General features: G+C 65.9%; 14 protein-coding genes and 1 riboswitch. Of the genes, 1 reads left to right on the top strand and 13 read right to left on the bottom strand.

Translation table 11 applies throughout. The features are described from left to right. Positions 1-50: 50 nt before the first annotated feature. Both HMPREF1136_RS04740 and HMPREF1136_RS04735 read right to left on the bottom strand, forming a co-directional pair. On the bottom strand, positions 51-1,565 hold the full coding sequence (locus tag HMPREF1136_RS04740; protein WP_034504943.1) for an Hsp70 family protein: 1,515 nt from the start codon (positions 1,563-1,565) through the stop codon (positions 51-53). 33 nt (positions 1,566-1,598) lie between these two features. Then, positions 1,599-2,342 (bottom strand): phosphatase PAP2 family protein, encoded by a 744-nt coding sequence (locus tag HMPREF1136_RS04735; protein WP_034504941.1) that lies wholly within the window; start codon positions 2,340-2,342, stop codon positions 1,599-1,601. Positions 2,343-2,504: 162 nt separating this feature from the next. On the opposite strand from HMPREF1136_RS04735, the gene HMPREF1136_RS04730 reads away from it, so the two are divergent. Then, a complete protein-coding gene (locus HMPREF1136_RS04730) occupies positions 2,505-2,870 on the top strand; it encodes an RNA polymerase-binding protein RbpA (protein WP_009648188.1) in 366 nt (121 codons plus the stop codon). Here the strand turns inward: HMPREF1136_RS04730 and HMPREF1136_RS04725 are convergent. From HMPREF1136_RS04725 to HMPREF1136_RS04675, 11 genes are all read right to left on the bottom strand, one after another. Next, entirely contained in the window at positions 2,867-3,652 is a 786-nt protein-coding gene (locus tag HMPREF1136_RS04725; protein WP_009648179.1) for a polyprenol monophosphomannose synthase, read from the bottom strand. The two genes, HMPREF1136_RS04730 and HMPREF1136_RS04725, sit on opposite strands and share 4 nt — an antisense overlap. 19 nt (positions 3,653-3,671) lie before the next feature. Continuing rightward, positions 3,672-5,285, bottom strand: a complete 1,614-nt coding sequence (gene lnt, locus HMPREF1136_RS04720) for an apolipoprotein N-acyltransferase (RefSeq protein ID WP_009648174.1) — start codon at positions 5,283-5,285, stop codon at positions 3,672-3,674. Between the two features lie 18 nt (positions 5,286-5,303). Continuing rightward, complete coding sequence (locus HMPREF1136_RS04715) at positions 5,304-8,069, bottom strand: DEAD/DEAH box helicase (protein ID WP_009648170.1); 2,766 nt, start codon at positions 8,067-8,069, stop codon at positions 5,304-5,306. Further along, positions 8,066-9,001, bottom strand: coding sequence for a helix-turn-helix transcriptional regulator (locus tag HMPREF1136_RS04710; RefSeq protein WP_009648189.1), 936 nt, complete (start codon positions 8,999-9,001; stop codon positions 8,066-8,068). Before HMPREF1136_RS04710 ends, HMPREF1136_RS04715 begins: the two co-directional genes overlap by 4 nt. After that, positions 8,994-9,923: a helix-turn-helix transcriptional regulator gene (locus HMPREF1136_RS04705; RefSeq protein WP_009648193.1), complete on the bottom strand. Its 930-nt coding sequence runs from the start codon at positions 9,921-9,923 to the stop codon at positions 8,994-8,996. The genes HMPREF1136_RS04710 and HMPREF1136_RS04705 overlap by 8 nt, the downstream gene beginning before the upstream one ends. A 55-nt stretch (positions 9,924-9,978) precedes the next feature. Continuing rightward, positions 9,979-11,016 carry an ABC transporter substrate-binding protein gene (locus tag HMPREF1136_RS04700; protein ID WP_009648171.1) on the bottom strand — a complete coding sequence of 346 codons (1,038 nt, stop codon included), beginning with the start codon at positions 11,014-11,016 and terminating at the stop codon, positions 9,979-9,981. A gap of 11 nt (positions 11,017-11,027) precedes the next feature. Beyond that, positions 11,028-11,801 (bottom strand): ABC transporter permease, encoded by a 774-nt coding sequence (locus HMPREF1136_RS04695; protein ID WP_034504945.1) that lies wholly within the window; start codon positions 11,799-11,801, stop codon positions 11,028-11,030. Between the two features lie 55 nt (positions 11,802-11,856). Beyond that, positions 11,857-11,985: riboswitch (FMN riboswitch) on the bottom strand. A gap of 103 nt (positions 11,986-12,088) precedes the next feature. After that, positions 12,089-12,751: a ribulose-phosphate 3-epimerase gene (gene rpe / locus HMPREF1136_RS04690; RefSeq protein ID WP_009648187.1), complete on the bottom strand. Its 663-nt coding sequence runs from the start codon at positions 12,749-12,751 to the stop codon at positions 12,089-12,091. 10 nt (positions 12,752-12,761) lie between these two features. Continuing rightward, complete coding sequence (locus HMPREF1136_RS04685; protein ID WP_009648186.1) at positions 12,762-14,234, bottom strand: transcription antitermination factor NusB; 1,473 nt, start codon at positions 14,232-14,234, stop codon at positions 12,762-12,764. Further along, entirely contained in the window at positions 14,231-15,175 is a 945-nt protein-coding gene (locus tag HMPREF1136_RS04680) for a methionyl-tRNA formyltransferase (protein ID WP_009648175.1), read from the bottom strand. Before HMPREF1136_RS04680 ends, HMPREF1136_RS04685 begins: the two co-directional genes overlap by 4 nt. Positions 15,176-15,209: 34 nt before the next feature. Next, positions 15,210-17,192 (bottom strand): primosomal protein N, encoded by a 1,983-nt coding sequence (locus tag HMPREF1136_RS04675; RefSeq protein ID WP_034504933.1) that lies wholly within the window; start codon positions 17,190-17,192, stop codon positions 15,210-15,212. Positions 17,193-17,216: the final 24 nt, after the last annotated feature.

The following is a 17,216-nucleotide window of genomic DNA, read 5'->3' as shown; positions in this document are numbered from 1 at the left end:
CAGGCTTGATGCCTGGCCCACAGCCTTTTCTTGTTGGTGGGGAAAGACGCCTACTTGCGGCCCAGCGGGCGGCGAATCGTGTAGGCGGTATCCAGGTCGGTAATCTCGACCGTCACCATGCCATGCTCGTCGACGATGTAAGACTCCTCGATGAGAGGTCCATCCTCGGTGCGCACAACCTCGATCGATTCAAGGTCCACGTCGCTGCGGCGCAGGCTCTGATCGAAGGGGAAGATGACTTCACCGCAGGGCTGCAGGTCGCCGCGGGGCACCCAGGCCTCGTCGAACGACGAGTACTCGACGAAGCGGAAGTAGCCGATGTTGTGCGCCGCTCGGTAGCAGCGCTTAATCGTCAGCGTCTCGCCGGGAGCAAGCTCCGTGTTGGGCTCGAGCAGCGTGTCGAAGGAGATGAAGGAGCCGCCGTCGCGCTCACGGAACACGCCGACGCCGCGCGAGAGCTGCTCGCGCACCGTATAGGCGGCTTCGGGATCGGCACCGATGGCCAGGCCGATGGCGGTCGAGGCTGCCGTGTGCGGAGAGCGGTGGACGCGGCGACCGAAGCGGGCACGCAGGATGCGCGCGACGAGCGGCAGCTGGGAGCCGCCACCCACGACGTACAGGCCTGCGACGTCACCGCCGAGCTGACCGACCCCGGAGGCATCGGGGACGAGCAGGGGTTCCATGGCCTCGACCGTTGCATTCACGAGCGGTGTTGCGGCGTCATAGAAGTCCGCGACGGGGATTGTCGTGGGTTCGCCGTTGACGGGTACGGTAATGAACTTCGACGAGGGGGAGAGGGCCTCCTTGGCGGAGCGAGCATCCTCGATGAGGCGTTCCCACGCGGCGTCTCCGAGCAAACCGGAGTCAGTGCCCGCCGCTGCTGCGAGACGGTTCGCCAAGATGACGTCGAAATCATCACCGCCGACCAGGTTCAGGCCGCGCGATCCCAGGACCTCGTGCAGTGTGCCGGTGGCCGACACGATAGAGGCGTCGAAGGTACCGCCGCCGAGGTCGTAGACGAGGATCGAGGTGCGCTTCGAGTTCAGGGTACCCGCGTGGCGATGCGTGTACTCGAAGCCCGCAGCGGAGGGCTCGTTGACCATCGCGAGGACGTCCCAGCCTGCACGGCGGAACGCCTCGAGGGTCAGGAAGCGCTGCGCAGACCAGGCGTGCGCGGGAATGCCGACGAGAGCCTCAAGCTTCTCCGAGGCGGGCACGGAGGCAACCGACGAGTTCGTGCGCACCGTGCGCGCGACATACGTCAGGAAGCCGGTGAGTGCGTCGAGTACGGAGATGCTGTGGTTGCCCAGGCGCAGTGTGGATGTGTCGGTAACCGACGGATCCGACAGCAGGCGCTTGAAGGAGCGCAGGTGGGGCGCACCCTCGCGGGCAGCATCCTCGGCGTCGAAGCCGTAGACGAGATGATCGCCGTCCAGCGCGAGGATTGACGGAATGAAGTCCACCGTATCCTCGCGGTTGTTCACGAAAGAGACGATGGGGTAGTTCCCCCGATCAACAATAGCAATCGCGGTTGTCGTGGTACCAAAATCTACTCCGAGTCTCATAGGACTAACCTTATCGCGCATTTTCAGCCTCTCCTAGAACGTCTCGCCGGTGCTTCGCACATTTTCCGATAACGTGCGCTGTGTAATTGTGACTAAGGTCCATGCGACCAGAAAATACGCCGTTCCGGCGATAGCGTCAACTACATAATGGTTACCCGTTGCGATAATCGTCATGATGGTCAAAATTGGATGAAAAGTTACGATGAGGCGCGCTCGCCATGAGCGCCATACGTAGGTTCCGAGCATAAAAGCTACCCAGACCGACCAGCCCGTATGCATTGATGGCATGGCTCCGTAGGGGTTGGCGAGGGTGCCGAAGAGGTGAGAATACGCGGAGGTGTGCTGGGCGACCGCATCCGTGATGCCGAACTCGGGAACGAGGCGTGGGGGAGCAAGTGGGTAGGTCCAGTAGGTGATAAGCGCGCCCAACGTCATGATGACGAGCGTCCAGCGGGCACGTGAATAGTACTGCGGAGAACGGACCCACAGGGCGAGCAGGGTAAGCCCGGTAAAGAGAAAGAATGACACGGCATATTGCAAGGAGGCCAGTGAGGCGAGCATCGGATGAGCCGCAAGCCATGAGTTCACGGGCGGCTCAATGTCAATGCCGAGCGAGCGCTCAGCGGAGACGACGTCGTGCGCGTGTGCAACTGCGACGCTCTCGCTGGCTCGCGCCAGGAACGAGAGAATGGAATAGGCCAGGCAGGCGAGGGTGAGGACCAATACCTCCCGCACGGGATGTCTCGCCGTTTGCTGTGTGTGATGGTCCGTAGTCATGATCGTAACTCTAGCGCGTGCGCGTCGAGGGACCAGGGGAGCTAATCGGACATAATATACATTATCGGATCGTTGGGGTGGGATGAGAAGAGGCCGTGCAGTATTCCGCTTGACGCGTCCGATAGAATGGGCACGTTTCTTATCTACGTCCAGGAGGCTGTTATGGCTGACCGCGCACTGCGTGGCATGCAGATCGGTGCCAAGTCCCTCGAGTCCGAGGACGGCGTCGTTTTCGCCGATCGTTTCATTGTTCGTTACGCGTGCCCGAATGGACACGAGTTCGAGGTGACACTCTCCAGCGAAGCCACGGCTCCGGCGACCTGGGAATGCAAGTGTGGCCAAACCGCCGAACTTATCGGCGAAACTGAGGAAGATGAGGATAACAAGCCCGTCAAGCCGCAGCGTACGCACTGGGACATGCTGCTGGAGCGCCGCTCCATCGAGGAACTCGAGATCGTCTTGACCGAGCAACTCACCGCCTACCGTGAGGGTCGTTTGCGCCCCGAGGGGTCCTACCGCAAGGGCTAATCCCTGCGAAACAGCGAACGCGCGGCCTGAGCCAGACGGCTCAGGCCGCCTTTTGTGACCATCGCCAGCTCCTCGACGAAAATCGACGAGTCGAGCTTCGATTCGCCCGCCATGCGCTCATCAAAGGTGATCGGCACCTCGACAATCGTCGCCCCCAGCGAGCGCTCGAGCTCCGTCATCTCCACCTGGAAGCCGAAGCCGGTCGTCTTCACGCGCCCCAGGATGCCATGCGTCGACAGGAAGGACGAACGGTGCACCCGCAGCCCTGCTGTCGCATCGCGTACGGGTGTCCCCAGACAAAAACGGACATAATAATTACCCGCCTTCGACAGAGCGACGCGCTCGGCCGACCAGCCATTCACCTGGCCGCCACGCACCCAGCGCGAGCCGATGACGAGGTCCGGACGATCCGGCCCACCCATACGGGACAGCAGTTTGGGCAGATCCACCGGGCGGTGCGAGCCGTCTGCGTCCATCTGGAGGATAAACGGATATCCATGCTCGATGCCCCAGCCCATGCCATCGACGTAGGCGGTGGCCAATCCTGACTTAGCGGGCCGGTGCAGGACGAACAGTCGTTCCTCCCCCGCGCGGCGCTCGTCGACCCACTCCCCCGTACCGTCCGGCGAGGAGTCATCGACGATAAGGACGTGCGCGGCCGGGACGTGGATCCAGATCTCCTCCAGGATCGTCGGCAGCGTCGACACCTCGTTGTAGGTGGGGATCACGATGAGGGTGTTGTCGCCTTGGGGAGATGGAGAAAGACGCTGCTTTGTAGTCATGAGCCACATTCTGCCCGTTTTAACGAGTGGTCGCACGTGCTGCACGTTCGGCAATGCCCCACCGGATTGCGCTCACCCATCCCGAGGCGGCGATCAGCAGGCTGAGTCCCATGAACGCGAAGGGGATCCTCTCCCCCGCCCGGGCGGTCACAGTTAGGGAGGAACGCAGCGGCACATCGGCAACCAGCGTTGCCACAGACTCCGTGTCCGTAGAAGCGAGCACACTTCCATCGGGGCGGATCACATAGGAATGACCGGTCGTTGATGACTGGACGGCGCTGCGTGAGTACTCCATCGCCCGCATGCGCAGCAGCTGGCCCTGCTGTGCAGACTCGCCGGAGGAACGGAAGTGATAGTTGTTTGACGGGGTGACAATCATCTGTCCACCGCGGGCTACGCCCTCGCCGATGACCGAGGGATAGGCGCCCTCGAAGCAGATACCGACGGCCACGGGAACCCGGCGCCCGTCGCGAGCAGGCACCCTCATGAGCGGGGTTTCATCCCCGGCCTCCATGTCCGTGGCGGACTGGGCGGCTTCGGTGGCGAAAGACGCGATGAACTCGCGGAAGGGAATGAACTCACCGAAGGGTACGGGCACGTGCTTGGAGTAGCGTGCTTTCTCGTCGATTCCCACGCCCGGACGCCAGATCGCAAGCCAATTCTTTACGCGGTCACGGTCGTTGAGGTTCGTGTAACCGATAAGGATCGGCGCATCCAGGGCTACTGCCGCCTTGTCAACGATGGATCCGATATCGGCGAAGGCAACGGGATCACGATCCACCGATCCTTCGCCCCATAGGGCCACGTCGATCGGTTTGTCGATGACCGCAGGATCGGCTGCCAGGCTGAGCGAAGCCCGCATGTTATTGCTCGTCACCTCGCCCGGGTGGCTGTAGGCCCGCGGCCCCGGCAGAGTAATGTCGCCCTGAACGACGCCGACGCGCAGGTAGCCCTCCTCGGCTTTGTTTGACAGCGGGATCGCCAGGGGTGCAATAACGCCAGCGAGCACGAAGACGGCCAGGAACGGGCGAGAAAACCAATGTTCACGCCGCACGGCTGCATCACGGTAAGCGAACATGCGTCGGGTCAGAACCGCGAGGAAGATGACGGCGGCTGTCACGACGGTCGTCCCGCCATAGGGTGCCAGATGTCCCAGTGGTCCATCCACCTGCGGCAGAGCCACGGACCCCCAGGGGAAGCCCGACCACGGCCAGCGCGAACGAGCGGCATCCACGCCTGCCCACGTGATCGCATAGAGGAGCGCTTGCGTGAGTGGGCCGCGCGCCCATGACCACAGCTGCGTCCACCGCGTAAACAGGACCCAGCCGCACAGGAAGAGCGTTTGAGCGAAGGCAAGGACAAACCACGCCGGCTTCATGCCCACGGCCATGGGAACCCAGTCGATAAGAGGCAGCCACATGCTCATCCCGAACGCGACCGTCACGGTGAGCGCGCGAGGAGCCCGGGCCTCGTCGATGCGGGAGATGAACAGGGCCAGCGCTGGGATCGTCATCCACCACCACCCGATCGGCGGGAAAGCGGAGTACAGGGCCAGGCCAGCGGAGGCTCCGATCAACGCATCCCCGCACACGTGTGCGAACGACACTCGGTGCAAAATCTCCCGATGCACCATGCCTACCTCCCCGGAGTGTCAAATGGTGGACCAGGCCACGATACCGCGACCGATGCGATCCTTGGCGGCCTCGGCCCGACGTGCGAGATCGCTCGTGGGCACGGAGGAAGCGATCTGTCCCAGGCAATCCATGACCTGGCGCATCCAGCGCACGAAGTCACCAGCCTGAATATCAGTCCCGTCGATGGCGGTGGCCAGCGTCGAGCCGTGCGCCCACGCGAGTGTCGCAGACATGAGTCCCGCATCCAAGGATGGCGTCGGGTCGCACCCGCACTGCTTCTCTACGCGGTGCACGCGCGCGAGCGTTCCCAAGGATTCTTCCCACGCCGTGCGCAGACGGATGCCGACACCGGTGGGGGCCAGCTCGTTGGCGTCGTCGTCACTGCGAGAGTCATACACCAGGGCGGAGACCATCGAGGCAAGCTCGGCCTCGTCCAGGTCGTTCCACGCGCCCTCGTTGAGTGACATCGCGATCACCAGGTCACGCTCACCGAAAATGCGGCGCAGCCTCTCCCCCGACGCCGTCACCCGGTCGCCGTCCAGAAAACCGAGGCGCTCAAGGACCGCGCAGACACGGTCAAAGTGGGCCGCCACCGAACCCGTCTGAGAGTCGATGGAGCGGCGCAGAAGATCGATCTCACGTCCCAGGCGCGCCCACTGGGCACCCGCACGCGCATGCTCCTCGCGGTGAGGGCAGCGGTGCGCGGGGTGGGCGCGCATGGCCGCGCGCAGCTCTCCGATCGTGTCCGCTTCGCCCGAGGCCTGGGCGGGCAGTGGGTAGCATCCCTTGGCCGCACCCGAGCGCAACTCTCCAGCGATGCGGGTACGTTCCTTCGTGCGGCGCAGGGCCGAACCGCCAGGGATCGACATGTGTCCGACGACGGCGATACCGCCGCGCACATCCTCCGGAGCCAGCGCCCGCCAGGTGGCATCCTCGGCGATGACGGAGACCTCGACGCGGCCCGAGGCGGACGTCGCCTTCGCGCCGACGACGCACAGGCGCGTCTTACGCCCGCGGATCAGGGCGAGCACATCTCCCGGGCGTACGCCCGCAAGCACCCGACGAGACTCGTCGCGCGTCTCGCGCTTACGGGCGCGCGCACCCGACTTTTCAGCCTGGCTGATGCGATCACGCAGCGTGAGGTACTCGCCGACATCGCCCGCGGAACAGGTCAGGTCATCGGCGATCGCGTGCTGCCGTGCCTCGAGTTCGGTCAGACGCGTGGCCAGCTGCACAACGGCCGAGTCGGCCTGGAACTGTGCGAACGAGGACTCCAAGACCTTTCGGGTCTGCGTGCGCGTTGAGCGGGCCAGCAGGTTGACGACCATGTTGTAGGTCGGTGTGAATGCAGAGATCAGCGGATAGGTACGTTTGGACGCGAGCGCCGCGACCTCCTCGGGTGCCACTCCCCCGCGGTGGGAGACGACTGCGTGCCCCTCGGTGTCGATGCCTCGGCGTCCCGCGCGTCCTGACAGCTGCGTAAACTCGCCAGCGGAGAGCGACACGTGCGCCGATCCGTTCCACTTCGTCAGCGATTCGATGACGACGGTGCGCGCAGGCATGTTAATGCCCAGGGCCAGTGTCTCGGTCGCGTAGACCATCTTGACCAGCCCCTGGGAGAACAGGTGCTCGACGGCCTCCTTCATGAGAGGCAACATGCCGGCGTGGTGGGCGGCGATGCCGCGCATAAGGCCACGCTTCCAAGCGTCAACACCGAGCACGACGGCATCCTCGGGAGCTATCAGGGCGATGACCTCGTCGACGTAGCGTTCGATCTCGGCCGCCTCCGAGCGCGTCGTCAACGTGATACGCGTGAGCAGCACTTGGCGCACGGCATCCTCGCAACCCGCGCGCGAGAAAATGAAGGTGATCGCGGGCAGCAGGTGGGCGCGATCCAGCGAGATGAGTGTGGAAGGCCGCGACTCCCGGCGCACGCGCACGGGTCGATTCCACGAGCGAGATCCACGCCCGCCGCGCATCCCCGAGTCGTTCGTAGCGGCCACCAGCTCGGGGTTGAGCTTGCGCTTGCCGGTTGGCGCGTACAGGTCGAAGATGTCCTCCCCGACGATCATGTGCTGGTAGAGGGGCACCGGGCGTTGCTCCGAGACAATGATCTCGCAGGACGAGCGCACCTCGCGGATCCACGCCCCGAACTCCTCCGCGTTCGACACGGTCGCCGACAAGGCGATGATCGACACGTGCGCGGGCAGGTGAATGATCACCTCTTCCCACACAGGTCCGCGCATCTTGTCGGCCAGGTAGTGCACCTCGTCGAGGACAACGACGCCCAGGTCATCCAGGGATGCCCCAGCGTAGATCATGTTGCGGCATACCTCGGTCGTCATGACGACGACCGGCGCTTTGGAGTTAATCGACGTGTCGCCGGTCGCCAGGCCGACGTTGTCCGCCCCGTAGAGGTCGCACAACTCAAGGTACTTCTGGTTGGACAGAGCCTTGATGGGCGTCGTGTAGAAGGCGCGCATGCCGCGCTGCAGGGCCACGTAGGCACCGAACTGGCCGACGATAGTCTTGCCCGCGCCCGTGGGTGCCGCCACCAGGACGGAGTTGCCCGCCTCGATGGCGTCGAGCGCGTCAAGCTGGAAGGGATCGGGAGTAAAGCTCAGTCCCGCCACCCAGCGTCCGCGCAGGGACGAGGCCGCGCGGGCGTGCTCCTGGAAGGCAGCGTAGCGCTGGGCCGCACTGCCCTCGCCGACGCTCGTGCGTTCCTCGGTGCGTTCGACCCGTTTGTCGGTGGCACGGTGTCGGCGTCGTTTCGGGCTCACGATTGGTCCTCCTGGGTCCACACGTCGATGATGGAGCGGGCACGTGCCCCGGCCTCGGCCCGACGGTCGGGAGAAACCGCGCGCACGTGGGCTGCGATGTCAGTGAGGAGGCTCAAGCCCCACTCGTCGTTCCATACGGGTACGTCGATGCGCGCTCCGCCCTCGCTCAGCTCAGCGACAATGGTGCCACCGTACTCGTCAGCGATCCAACGGGCCGGGCGATCCACGTCGAGCCTCCACGCGGGTGCGTCATCGCGCACCCGGCGCGGTGCCTGCAGGCGCGGGCCATTCACCCTCACATCCGAGATTGAGGCCACCGCGAAGGTGCGCGGAGCGCGGGCCGTATCACACCAGCCGCGCAGCAGCCAGCCCGTTGCCGAGGCCTCCAACGACCACGGGTCGACGACGCGATGCGAGACCTGGCCGCGGGTCGACACATAGTCGAAGGACACGCGCTCACGCCGCTCCAGGGCATCACGCAGCGCCTCCACGATCCTTGACGAGGCCGACGCGGGCGACGCGTCAATCGTGCCCGAGCCGCCCGCCTCCCCCAGCCCACCCAGCGCGGAGACGACGAGAGCAGCGTGAGGCAAGTGCGCGGCCACGTCCGGCGCCAGAAGAGGCGCGATCGCCGAGAGTCCAATCAGGAGAGCCTGAGCCTCAACCTCGGACAGACGCAAGGGCGTACTCGCGCCCAACGTTGAGCGCAGTGACACGCGCTGCTCCTCCTCGAAAAGCCCCCAGTCCACCTCGAAAGACTCACCGGGCAGAGAATCACCGACCGATGCCAAGTACTCAATGTCGCGGCGTACCTGGCGGCGCGTGCGGCCAAAATGCGCGCCGATATCATCCACGTGCACGCCGGGATGCTCGGCAATCCACGCAACCATTGAGGACAGACGCACGAAAGCAAGGGACACGTTCTCAGGCATCGCCACCTCCCCAAGCGGCCGCCGCGCGCAAACGCTCCAACATCGCCTCTCGAAGCACCTCGGGTCCCACCACGACAACGTCGGCAGCCACCGGCAGCAGGCGGGCAATCCACGTGCCCAGCTCGCCATCCTCCAACGCCATGGACTCCCAGCCCTCCCGTGGAGAACGCTCATCGACAGCCTCAGCCACGGCCTCGTACCCGAGGAGCAGCGAACGCGCCGCGCTGCCCGAGCGCACCCACACGAGCGGAGACACCAGCGACGAGACACGCGGGGCCGGACCTGAGGGCGCGACCGACGCATCGCCGCTCTCCCCCAGGAACTCCACACTCGAGCGCACCCTCGAAACACGGAACGTGCGCTGCGCGCACCGATCCAAGTCCCACCCCCACAGGTACAGCGCCTTCCCCTGCACGGTCAGCGCCCACGGCTCCACCGCACGTTGCGTCAAACCCCCCGACCCCGGATATTCAAAGCTGACGACGCGGCGCTCGCGGATCCCGCGCGCGAAAGCAGTCGCGGCTTCTAGCCCCGTCAAGCCGAGCCGGATCACGGGTGCGGACACCTCCTCCTCCGAGGATGCTGCCGCCTTGGCGTCAACGGAAGCGGCCAGAACGTCCCCGCGGTCCCACGCGCGCGCCGCAAGCGAGAGTAGCGCGCGGTCCGCGGCCCCCACCTCGATGTCGGGGGCAAGAGAATCCCGGTCGATGCTGTAGTGCTCCCCCCGCCCGATCCTCAGCAGCACGCCGGCGTCGCGCAGCGCATCCTTATCACGCTGAAACTGAGTCTCGAAGGCATCATCGGCGAGTCCTCGATAGCCGGGAAGTGCGCGCAGCTGGGCCTTCGTGCGTCCCGGTTGGGCACCGAGGAGCTCGACAAAAAGCTCAAGGACGCGCACGTTCGCGGTAGGGGCGGTACTCACCCGCCTACCCTACGTCCAAACGTGCGCGTCCTTCGGGACGGCTCACCGCCAGGAGTCAGGACTGCGGTTCCTCGGCGGGACTCACGTAGTCATTCGTCGCCACCGATGCGGGATCCACGGGGCCCTCCAGCTCACCGAGCGAGTCCAGGAAGGTCACCATCTGTGCCCACGTGGTCAGTTCCTGCATGCCGGTCGCGTGACCGGACGTGCCCAGCCACAGGGGCACAGTCGCCGCGAGCACCGCGTTCGCGCTCGCCAGGGAGTCCTCGCTCGCCAGCGAGTCATCCCAGGGCTTCGTGGCGTCGATAGCGATCTGCGGGTCGGCCGCAATCGCGTTCATCGCGTCAGTGGTCGCCTTCACGACGGCGCGCGCCTGTTCGGGGTGTGCCTGCGCCCACTTGTGCGTCGTGATGATCGAGGCACTCACGAGCGGAGTGTGGGAAGGATCGAGCGGAATCTCGCGAATCTCCAGACCAGCCAGGCGCATCTGAACGGCATCGTTGTTGGTGAAGCCGACGACCGCGTCAACCTGACCCGATGCGATAGCAGCCTGCTGCGTGTAGCCGATCGGCGAAATCGTCACGTCCGACTCGGCCAGGCCAGCCTCCTGCATGGCCGAGCGCGTCGCGTAGTAATTCGCACCGTGCTCGCCGGGGATACCGACCGTCTTCCCCTTCAGGTCAGCCAGCGTCGTGATCGCAGAGCTCGCCGGGACGATGACCGTCCCCGGGTAGGAGGCGTAGTACTGACCGATCGAGACGATGTCCAGGCCCTGTGCGGCGGCCGCGACAGCCTCGTCACCAGAGGCAATCACCACGTCCTCCTCGCCGGCCAGGAGCGCCGTGAAGAAGCCCTCGTGCGAACCGTGGTGGCGGATCGTCGCGTCGATACCCGCCTCGTTATACATGCCCTGCGCGTCGGCCACGTACACGGGCGAGAACTGAATATTGGGAATGTAGGTCAGGCCGATCGTGACGTTCGAGGCGTCCTTGGAACCCGACTGAGTGGCCGCCCCACCGGGGGCGCACGCCGCCAAGGCAAGCGAGGCGCACGCGCCGAGGGCAACGAGGCGAAGAGCGTGAGACGTGTTCAAGGGGTTCTCCTTCACTGCGTGATGTCGTAACGCTTGGACCGCTCGATCCGGTACACGATCGTGTAGAGGAGGGTCGCCATCGTGCACAAAATGATGATGATGACGAACATCCCGGCGGTGTCGACGTTGTTTCTCATTTGAGTGAGTACCTGCCCGAGGCCGGTTCCGCCCATGACCATCTCCCCCACGACCGCACCCGTAACGGACAGCGCGAAGCCGTTGCGCAGGCCACCCAAGATGGCGGGCGCAGCGAGGGGTAGCTCCATGTGCCAGGCCATCGACCACCCCGTGGCCCCATCGAGCGCGGCGGCTTCAAGTAACTCACGGTCAATATGACGCAGGCCAACCACCGTGGAGACGAGGATCGGGAAAAACACCATGAGGGCGCACAGAACGACGATGGCGACAAAGCCATAGCCGACCCACAGGACCAGGATGGGCGCGATAGCAATGGCGGGCAACGCCTGCGTCGCGCCGAGGAAGGGTTCGACCGCAGCGGCCAGCAGCCGCGAGCGGTAGATCGCGTAGGCCGACGGCAATGCGACGGCTGATCCGAGAAGACACCCCGCAATGGCCTCAGCACCCGTAATCCGAACCCTCTCCCACGTCATCGGGAGGGCGAGCACGAGACGCCCCTTGGCGACGACGGACTGAGGGGTAGGCAGACGCCAGGCTTCGATGCCGGTCAGCGTCGTCGAGAGCCACCACCCCGCCAGCATGAGGGCGAGGAAGATGATCGGTGCTGCCACGGCGAGAGCACCGTGAGGCTTGTTCCGAGATGCCACGACTAACTTTCCGACACCGGGGTACGCGTAGCACAGCAGGCGCACGGATGCACCTCATGCACTCCTCCCATCCGGACTGTAACCGTCGGTGCCGGAATTTCACCGGCTCAACCGCCCTAATCTGTGAGGGTGGGTCGCGGACTATCACCGCCGGTTCGGACTTTCACCGACCCCGGAGTACTCGCCAGCCATTGTGCCACGTGCACCCGTCACGTGCGACACGTGCTCGCAGGACAAGAGCGGGACGAGGCCCAGGCCTCGTCCCGCTCATCCGTACAGGTGTGCGCTCAATGCGTATGAGCGTTAGCGAGTTCGCGCAACGCCTCGACCTCGCGGTGGGCGTCCTCCGCGCGGAAAACCGCCGAACCCGCGACAAAGTTGTCAGCACCCGCCATCGCTGCGCGCTCGATGGTCGCGCGCGAAATACCGCCGTCCACCTGGATCGAGACCTCGAGTCCAGCAGCGTTAATCGCGGCGCGGGTACGCTCAATCTTGGGGATCATCTGCTCGATAAAAGACTGTCCGCCAAATCCCGGCTCAACCGTCATGATGAGGATCATGTCGAACTCATTGAGGATATCGACGAAGGGAGCGATGTCCGTCGCCGGCTTGAGGGCCAGGCCGGCCCGCGCTCCCAGACGGTGCAGCTCCCGGGCCAAGCGCAGGGGCGCGGCCACGGCCTCGGCGTGGAATGTCACCGAACGGCAGCCGACCTCCGCGTACTGCGGTGCCCAGCGGTCCGGATCCTCAATCATGAGGTGGGCGTCCACGGGTAGAATGCCCGACTTGACGACGGCCTCGGCGACCGGCAGACCCCAGGACAGATTGGGCACGAAATGGTTATCCATGACGTCGACGTGGGCGACGTCGGCACCGGCGATCTTCGTGAGTTCGCCGCGTAAATCGGCGATATCGCAGTTCAGGATCGACGGGCTAATCGTGGCGCTCATAACGCATATGCTAACGCTTGCGTAGGCACGCCACAAACATAAGATCGGTGCCAAACCGGTGGTCCCACAGCTGCAGAGTACGTCCCTGCGTCCCCGAGATGCGGCCTGCCGCAGGTGGTACTTCGAGGGGGTAGGGCGCGCACTCGTCAGCCAGGGCAACGGTGTCAAGGAGTTCAACCTCGCCACGCTCCAGGAGACGGATCACCTGGTCACGGGTTTCGGCCGCGTGCGGGGAACACGTGATATAGGTCAGGACGCCGCCGGGACGCGTGAGGGCGACCGCGCGGTCCAACAGCTCGGCCTGGAGCACCGTCAGTTCCTCGACGTCACCGGGCGTGCGATTCCATCGGGATTCAGGGCGTCGGCGCATCGACCCCATGCCCGAGCAGGGGGCGTCAACGACGACTCGGTCGAAGGAGGCTAGCGGCCAGGCACTCTGGCCACCACCGAAGGTTCGCCCATCGCCGCTGACGACCTCGATCGACTCATACAGGCGCGTCGTGCGTTCAATGAGGCGTGCACGGTGCTGGTGAACCTCGTTAGCGGTCACGCGTGCTCCACACTCAGCGGCCAGCCCAGCGAGCATTGCGGCCTTGCCGCCCGGCCCGGCGCACAGGTCGAGCCAGCGGGCGTCCTCTCCCCCGTTAACGGGGGCCTGCGCCGCAATCATCGCGGCGAGCTGGGACCCCTCATCCTGGGCACCCGAACGCCCATCGCGGATCGAAGGAAGTCGGGCGGGGTCACCCGACTCGAGCAGGACAGCGCGCGGGGAGACCGCGCCGAGTGCGACGCGAGTATCCAGGATGTCCTCAGCCTCGTCTGCCAGTTCGTCGACGCTCATGAGTCCCGGGCGGGCCACCAAGGTGACCGTGGGAACCTCGTTGTCGGCGGCGAGAAGATCCTCGAGTTCGTCGGTCGAGTAGCCGTGCGCCTCCAAAGCCTCGCGAAAGGCACGGACCATCCACGCGGGGTGCGAGTAACGCACACCCAGGGCCTCGTCTTCATCTTCGATAGCGGCCAATGCGGCCTCGCGCTCGGCGTCCTCCTCGCGGGTAATCGAGCGCAGGACGGCGTTGACGAAGCGAACCGGACCATCGGTCAGGTGCTCGCGCGCGACGTCGACCGTCGCAGACACGGCCGCGTGGTCGGGCACGCGCATATCGAGGAGCTGGTGTGCGCCCATACGAGCCAGGACCAGAACACGCGGATCCAGGTCAGCCAGCGGACGATCCACGTGGCGGGCGATCACCCAGTCGAGGCGACCGATGGCGCGCAGCGTGCCGTGCACGAGCTCGGAGGTAAAGGCGGCATCCCGATCACTGAAGTGCCCCTCTCGGCGTGCCTGACGCAGCGCCTTGGGCAAGACGATGTTCGCGAAGGCACCCTGGGTGGCCACCTCGTGAAGCACCTCGTAGGCGATGCGACGGGGCTCGTCGGCCCGCCGCAGCTTGCGGTACCCGTCGGAATAGCGACGCTCACTCATCGTGCATCCTCCAGCTCTCCGCCAAGGCGCATCCCGGCATCGGGCCGTGCTCCCCTGGCCCACGCGGCGGCATCCATCCACGACTTACCGGCGGGGGCAACCTGCCCGAGGACCAACGCGCCGCGTGCGCAGCCGACGGTAACCTGCTTCTTGGTGACCTCCAGCTGGCCCGGCTCCAGATCGTCGCGCTCCACGGGGGTGGCCACGCCGAGCTTCATGCGCGCGCGGCCGGGCAGCACCGTGTAGGCCCCCGGGTTGGGGGTGACGGATCGGATGACGCGGTCCTCGTGCGCGGCATCATGGGTGAAAGACACGTAGCCGTCGGCATGCTCAAGGCGTCGTGCGTGCGTGATGCCCTCGGTGCGCTGAGGGATCGCCGTTGCGCTGCCGTCCTCGAGCGCATCAACCACGGCGAGCACCTGGCCAGCCCCGGCCTGCGCCATCGACGTCAGCAGCTCACCTGCGCTTTCACGGCCAATGGGAACCTCCACGCGAGAGTAAACGTCGCCCGTGTCCAGGCCCTCCTCGAGGGTGAAGACACACGAGGCAGTCGTGGGGTCGCCCTCGCGGATTGCCCACTGCACGGGCGCGGCCCCCCGCCAGCGGGGCAGGTCGGAAAAATGCAGGTTCACCCAGCCGTGGGTGGGCATCGCAAGAACGGCGGGAGGAACCAGGCCACCGTAGGCCACGACAACGCCGAGGTCAGCGCCAACTTCAGCGAGACGCTCACCGATCTCGGGGGTCTTCAGCGTCGTGGTCTCGAGCAGCTCCACACCGGCCTGCGCGGCGACCTCGGCAACCGGGGATGGATGCATGGTCTTGCCACGTCCACGGCGCGCCGGAGGGCGGGTGATGACCAGGGCGACCTCGTGGGAAGACGAGAGCAGGGCACGCAGCGTCGGGACTGCTGCTTCGGGGGTTCCAGCGAAAATAATGCGCACGAGCGCCAGTTTACGGCACCGGGTGGCCTCGGACTTAGAAGAGCTCCGGCGGGTTCACGCTCATTTTGACCGGCGCCACCTTGCGTGCGGCGCGCGAGCGGCGGATGTCGGTGAGCGTAGCGAGCATCCTGGCCGCATCGGCCAGGGGCGTGCGCACGAGCGTACGTACCTGGCGTTCCTCCCCCTCGCGCGTGACCGGAAGTGCGACGGTGCCCACTAGCTCAGCCCCTCCCTCACGGACGACCTGGTCGGCGACTTGACGTACCTGCGCAGGGGTCCCGTCGAGGGCGACCATCGTGCAGGCAGGGAAGAAACCGAGGGCCTCGCGTTCATCGAGGAGGCGCTGGGCGTAGTCGGTCGGAGACCAGCGTACGAGCATCTGTCCCAGGGACTCGGGAATTCTTCCCACGACGAGGCCGGGGTGCCCCGGGCGCACGAGCGAAAGCGCGTCGAGCCACCGGCGGGCTGCCTCCTCGGGTGCCCACAGCTCCGCCCGACCGGCGAGCGCGGCTGCGTCGAGGATGATCGCACAGGCGTACCCTCCCTCGACAGGCGGCTCGGCACCCGCAGTCGCGACAACGACGGTGGGGCGCGCGGGCAGCATGCGCGTAATGCGGTGAGCCGCGGACGACTCGAGGACGGAGGCGTCCGGAAGGTTTCGCGCGATCTCCTCGGCGGTGCGAGAAGAACCCACGCGCGCACCGCGCAGCTCGCGCCCCGAACACTGGGGGCATCTCCACGAGGTGGGTTCACGGTCACACCACCCGCAGGTCAGGCGTCCACCCGCATCCATGGACAGCGGACCGGAGCAATGCGGACAGCGGGCCAGGTGATCGCAGCGCCGACACACGACAGTAGGCCAGTAGCCGGCAGCTGCGACCTGGATGAGGACAGGACCGGTGCGCAGGCCCTGGCGGAGCATGCGCAGGGCAGCCTGCGGGATACGCATGTGCCCGCCCGCGCCCTCACTGTGTGCCTCCGCCTCCCCGTGCAGGTGTACGCGCGGTGTTGCCGCGCGCAGAGCATCGGGCGCGGGATCGAGGCTCACCGCCCATCCGGAGCGCACGAGAGCCTGGGCTTTCACCGAGCGCGCGTTCGACGCAACGAGCAGGCCCGCTCCTTCAACCGCGCAGCGCTGGACCGCGACATCGAGTGCGTCGCACCGGGGGAAGCGTCGCTCGCGCAGGCGGTCATCCCCGTCGTCGAGAATAACAATCAAGCCGAGGGGGGTAGCGGGCACCCACACGGCCGAGCGCGTCCCCACGACGAGGGGGATACGCCCCAGCGACGCGGCGATGTGCACGCGGTAGCGCTCCTCCGGGGAGACCTCGCCACCGCTGAGTGCCGCACGGATACCAAGATCCTCCTCAAGTTCTCGTGCAACACGAGCGGCATGCTCACCGGTGGGCGTCACGACGATGACGGCGCGTCCCGAGGCCACGGTCGCGGCCACGGCGTCCGACAGGCACGCGCGCAGATAAGGGCGCAGCGCCGTGACGATGGCGCGCGGAGATTCCCCGACGCGCAGACGGGACAGGAACGCCGCCCCAGCGGGGTAGGCACGCCAGCCCTCCCCCAACGACTTGTCGATGATCGTGGGCCACGCGGGAGGCTTCGACGCCAATTCCTCCTTTTCCGCGCGCGCGTGCCGGGGAGGCAACGCGAGTGAGAAAACCTGGGAGGTGGTGGCCAAGAAACGCGACGCAATACGGCGCGATGCCTCGTAGAGTGCGGGGGTCAACACGGGCGTGGCAGACACGACCGACTCGACGCGCCCAACGTGATCGTCCACCTCGCGGCGGGTGCGCTCGACGATCCAGCCGTCGACACGGTTGCCCGAGAATCGCACGCGCACCAGCGAACCCACCTGAGCTTGGTCCACGAGGGCGTCGGGTACAACGTAGTCGAGCGGGCGATCCATGTGAGCCAGATCGACGTCGACGATCACGCGGGCAATCTCGGCACTGCGCGCTGCAGGCGCGTCGAACCCGTCGAGCATTCCTTGCATGGACATCATGAGCCTAGTCAAACACAGCCCGTG

The sequence above is a fragment of the Actinomyces sp. ICM47 genome (assembly GCF_000278725.1).
In the GTDB taxonomy this organism is placed as follows: domain Bacteria; phylum Actinomycetota; class Actinomycetes; order Actinomycetales; family Actinomycetaceae; genus Pauljensenia.
The sequence above is the reverse complement of the archived record's forward strand: the minus strand, read 5'-3'. Positions and strand labels throughout refer to the sequence as shown.

What these genes read in the sequence shown, in the direction of transcription:
- HMPREF1136_RS04725 (WP_009648179.1), bottom strand. Translation starts at nt 3,652, where the DNA reads ATGACTACAAAGCAGCGTCTTTCTCCATCTCCCCAAGGCGACAACACC.
- HMPREF1136_RS04710 (WP_009648189.1), bottom strand. Translation starts at nt 9,001, where the DNA reads ATGCCTGAGAACGTGTCCCTTGCTTTCGTGCGTCTGTCCTCAATGGTT.
- lnt (WP_009648174.1), bottom strand. Translation starts at nt 5,285, where the DNA reads ATGGTGCATCGGGAGATTTTGCACCGAGTGTCGTTCGCACACGTGTGC.
- HMPREF1136_RS04685 (WP_009648186.1), bottom strand. Translation starts at nt 14,234, where the DNA reads ATGAGTGAGCGTCGCTATTCCGACGGGTACCGCAAGCTGCGGCGGGCC.
- HMPREF1136_RS04730 (WP_009648188.1), top strand. Translation starts at nt 2,505, where the DNA reads ATGGCTGACCGCGCACTGCGTGGCATGCAGATCGGTGCCAAGTCCCTC.
- rpe (WP_009648187.1), bottom strand. Translation starts at nt 12,751, where the DNA reads ATGAGCGCCACGATTAGCCCGTCGATCCTGAACTGCGATATCGCCGAT.
- HMPREF1136_RS04675 (WP_034504933.1), bottom strand. Translation starts at nt 17,192, where the DNA reads ATGATGTCCATGCAAGGAATGCTCGACGGGTTCGACGCGCCTGCAGCG.
- HMPREF1136_RS04735 (WP_034504941.1), bottom strand. Translation starts at nt 2,342, where the DNA reads ATGACTACGGACCATCACACACAGCAAACGGCGAGACATCCCGTGCGG.
- HMPREF1136_RS04740 (WP_034504943.1), bottom strand. Translation starts at nt 1,565, where the DNA reads ATGAGACTCGGAGTAGATTTTGGTACCACGACAACCGCGATTGCTATT.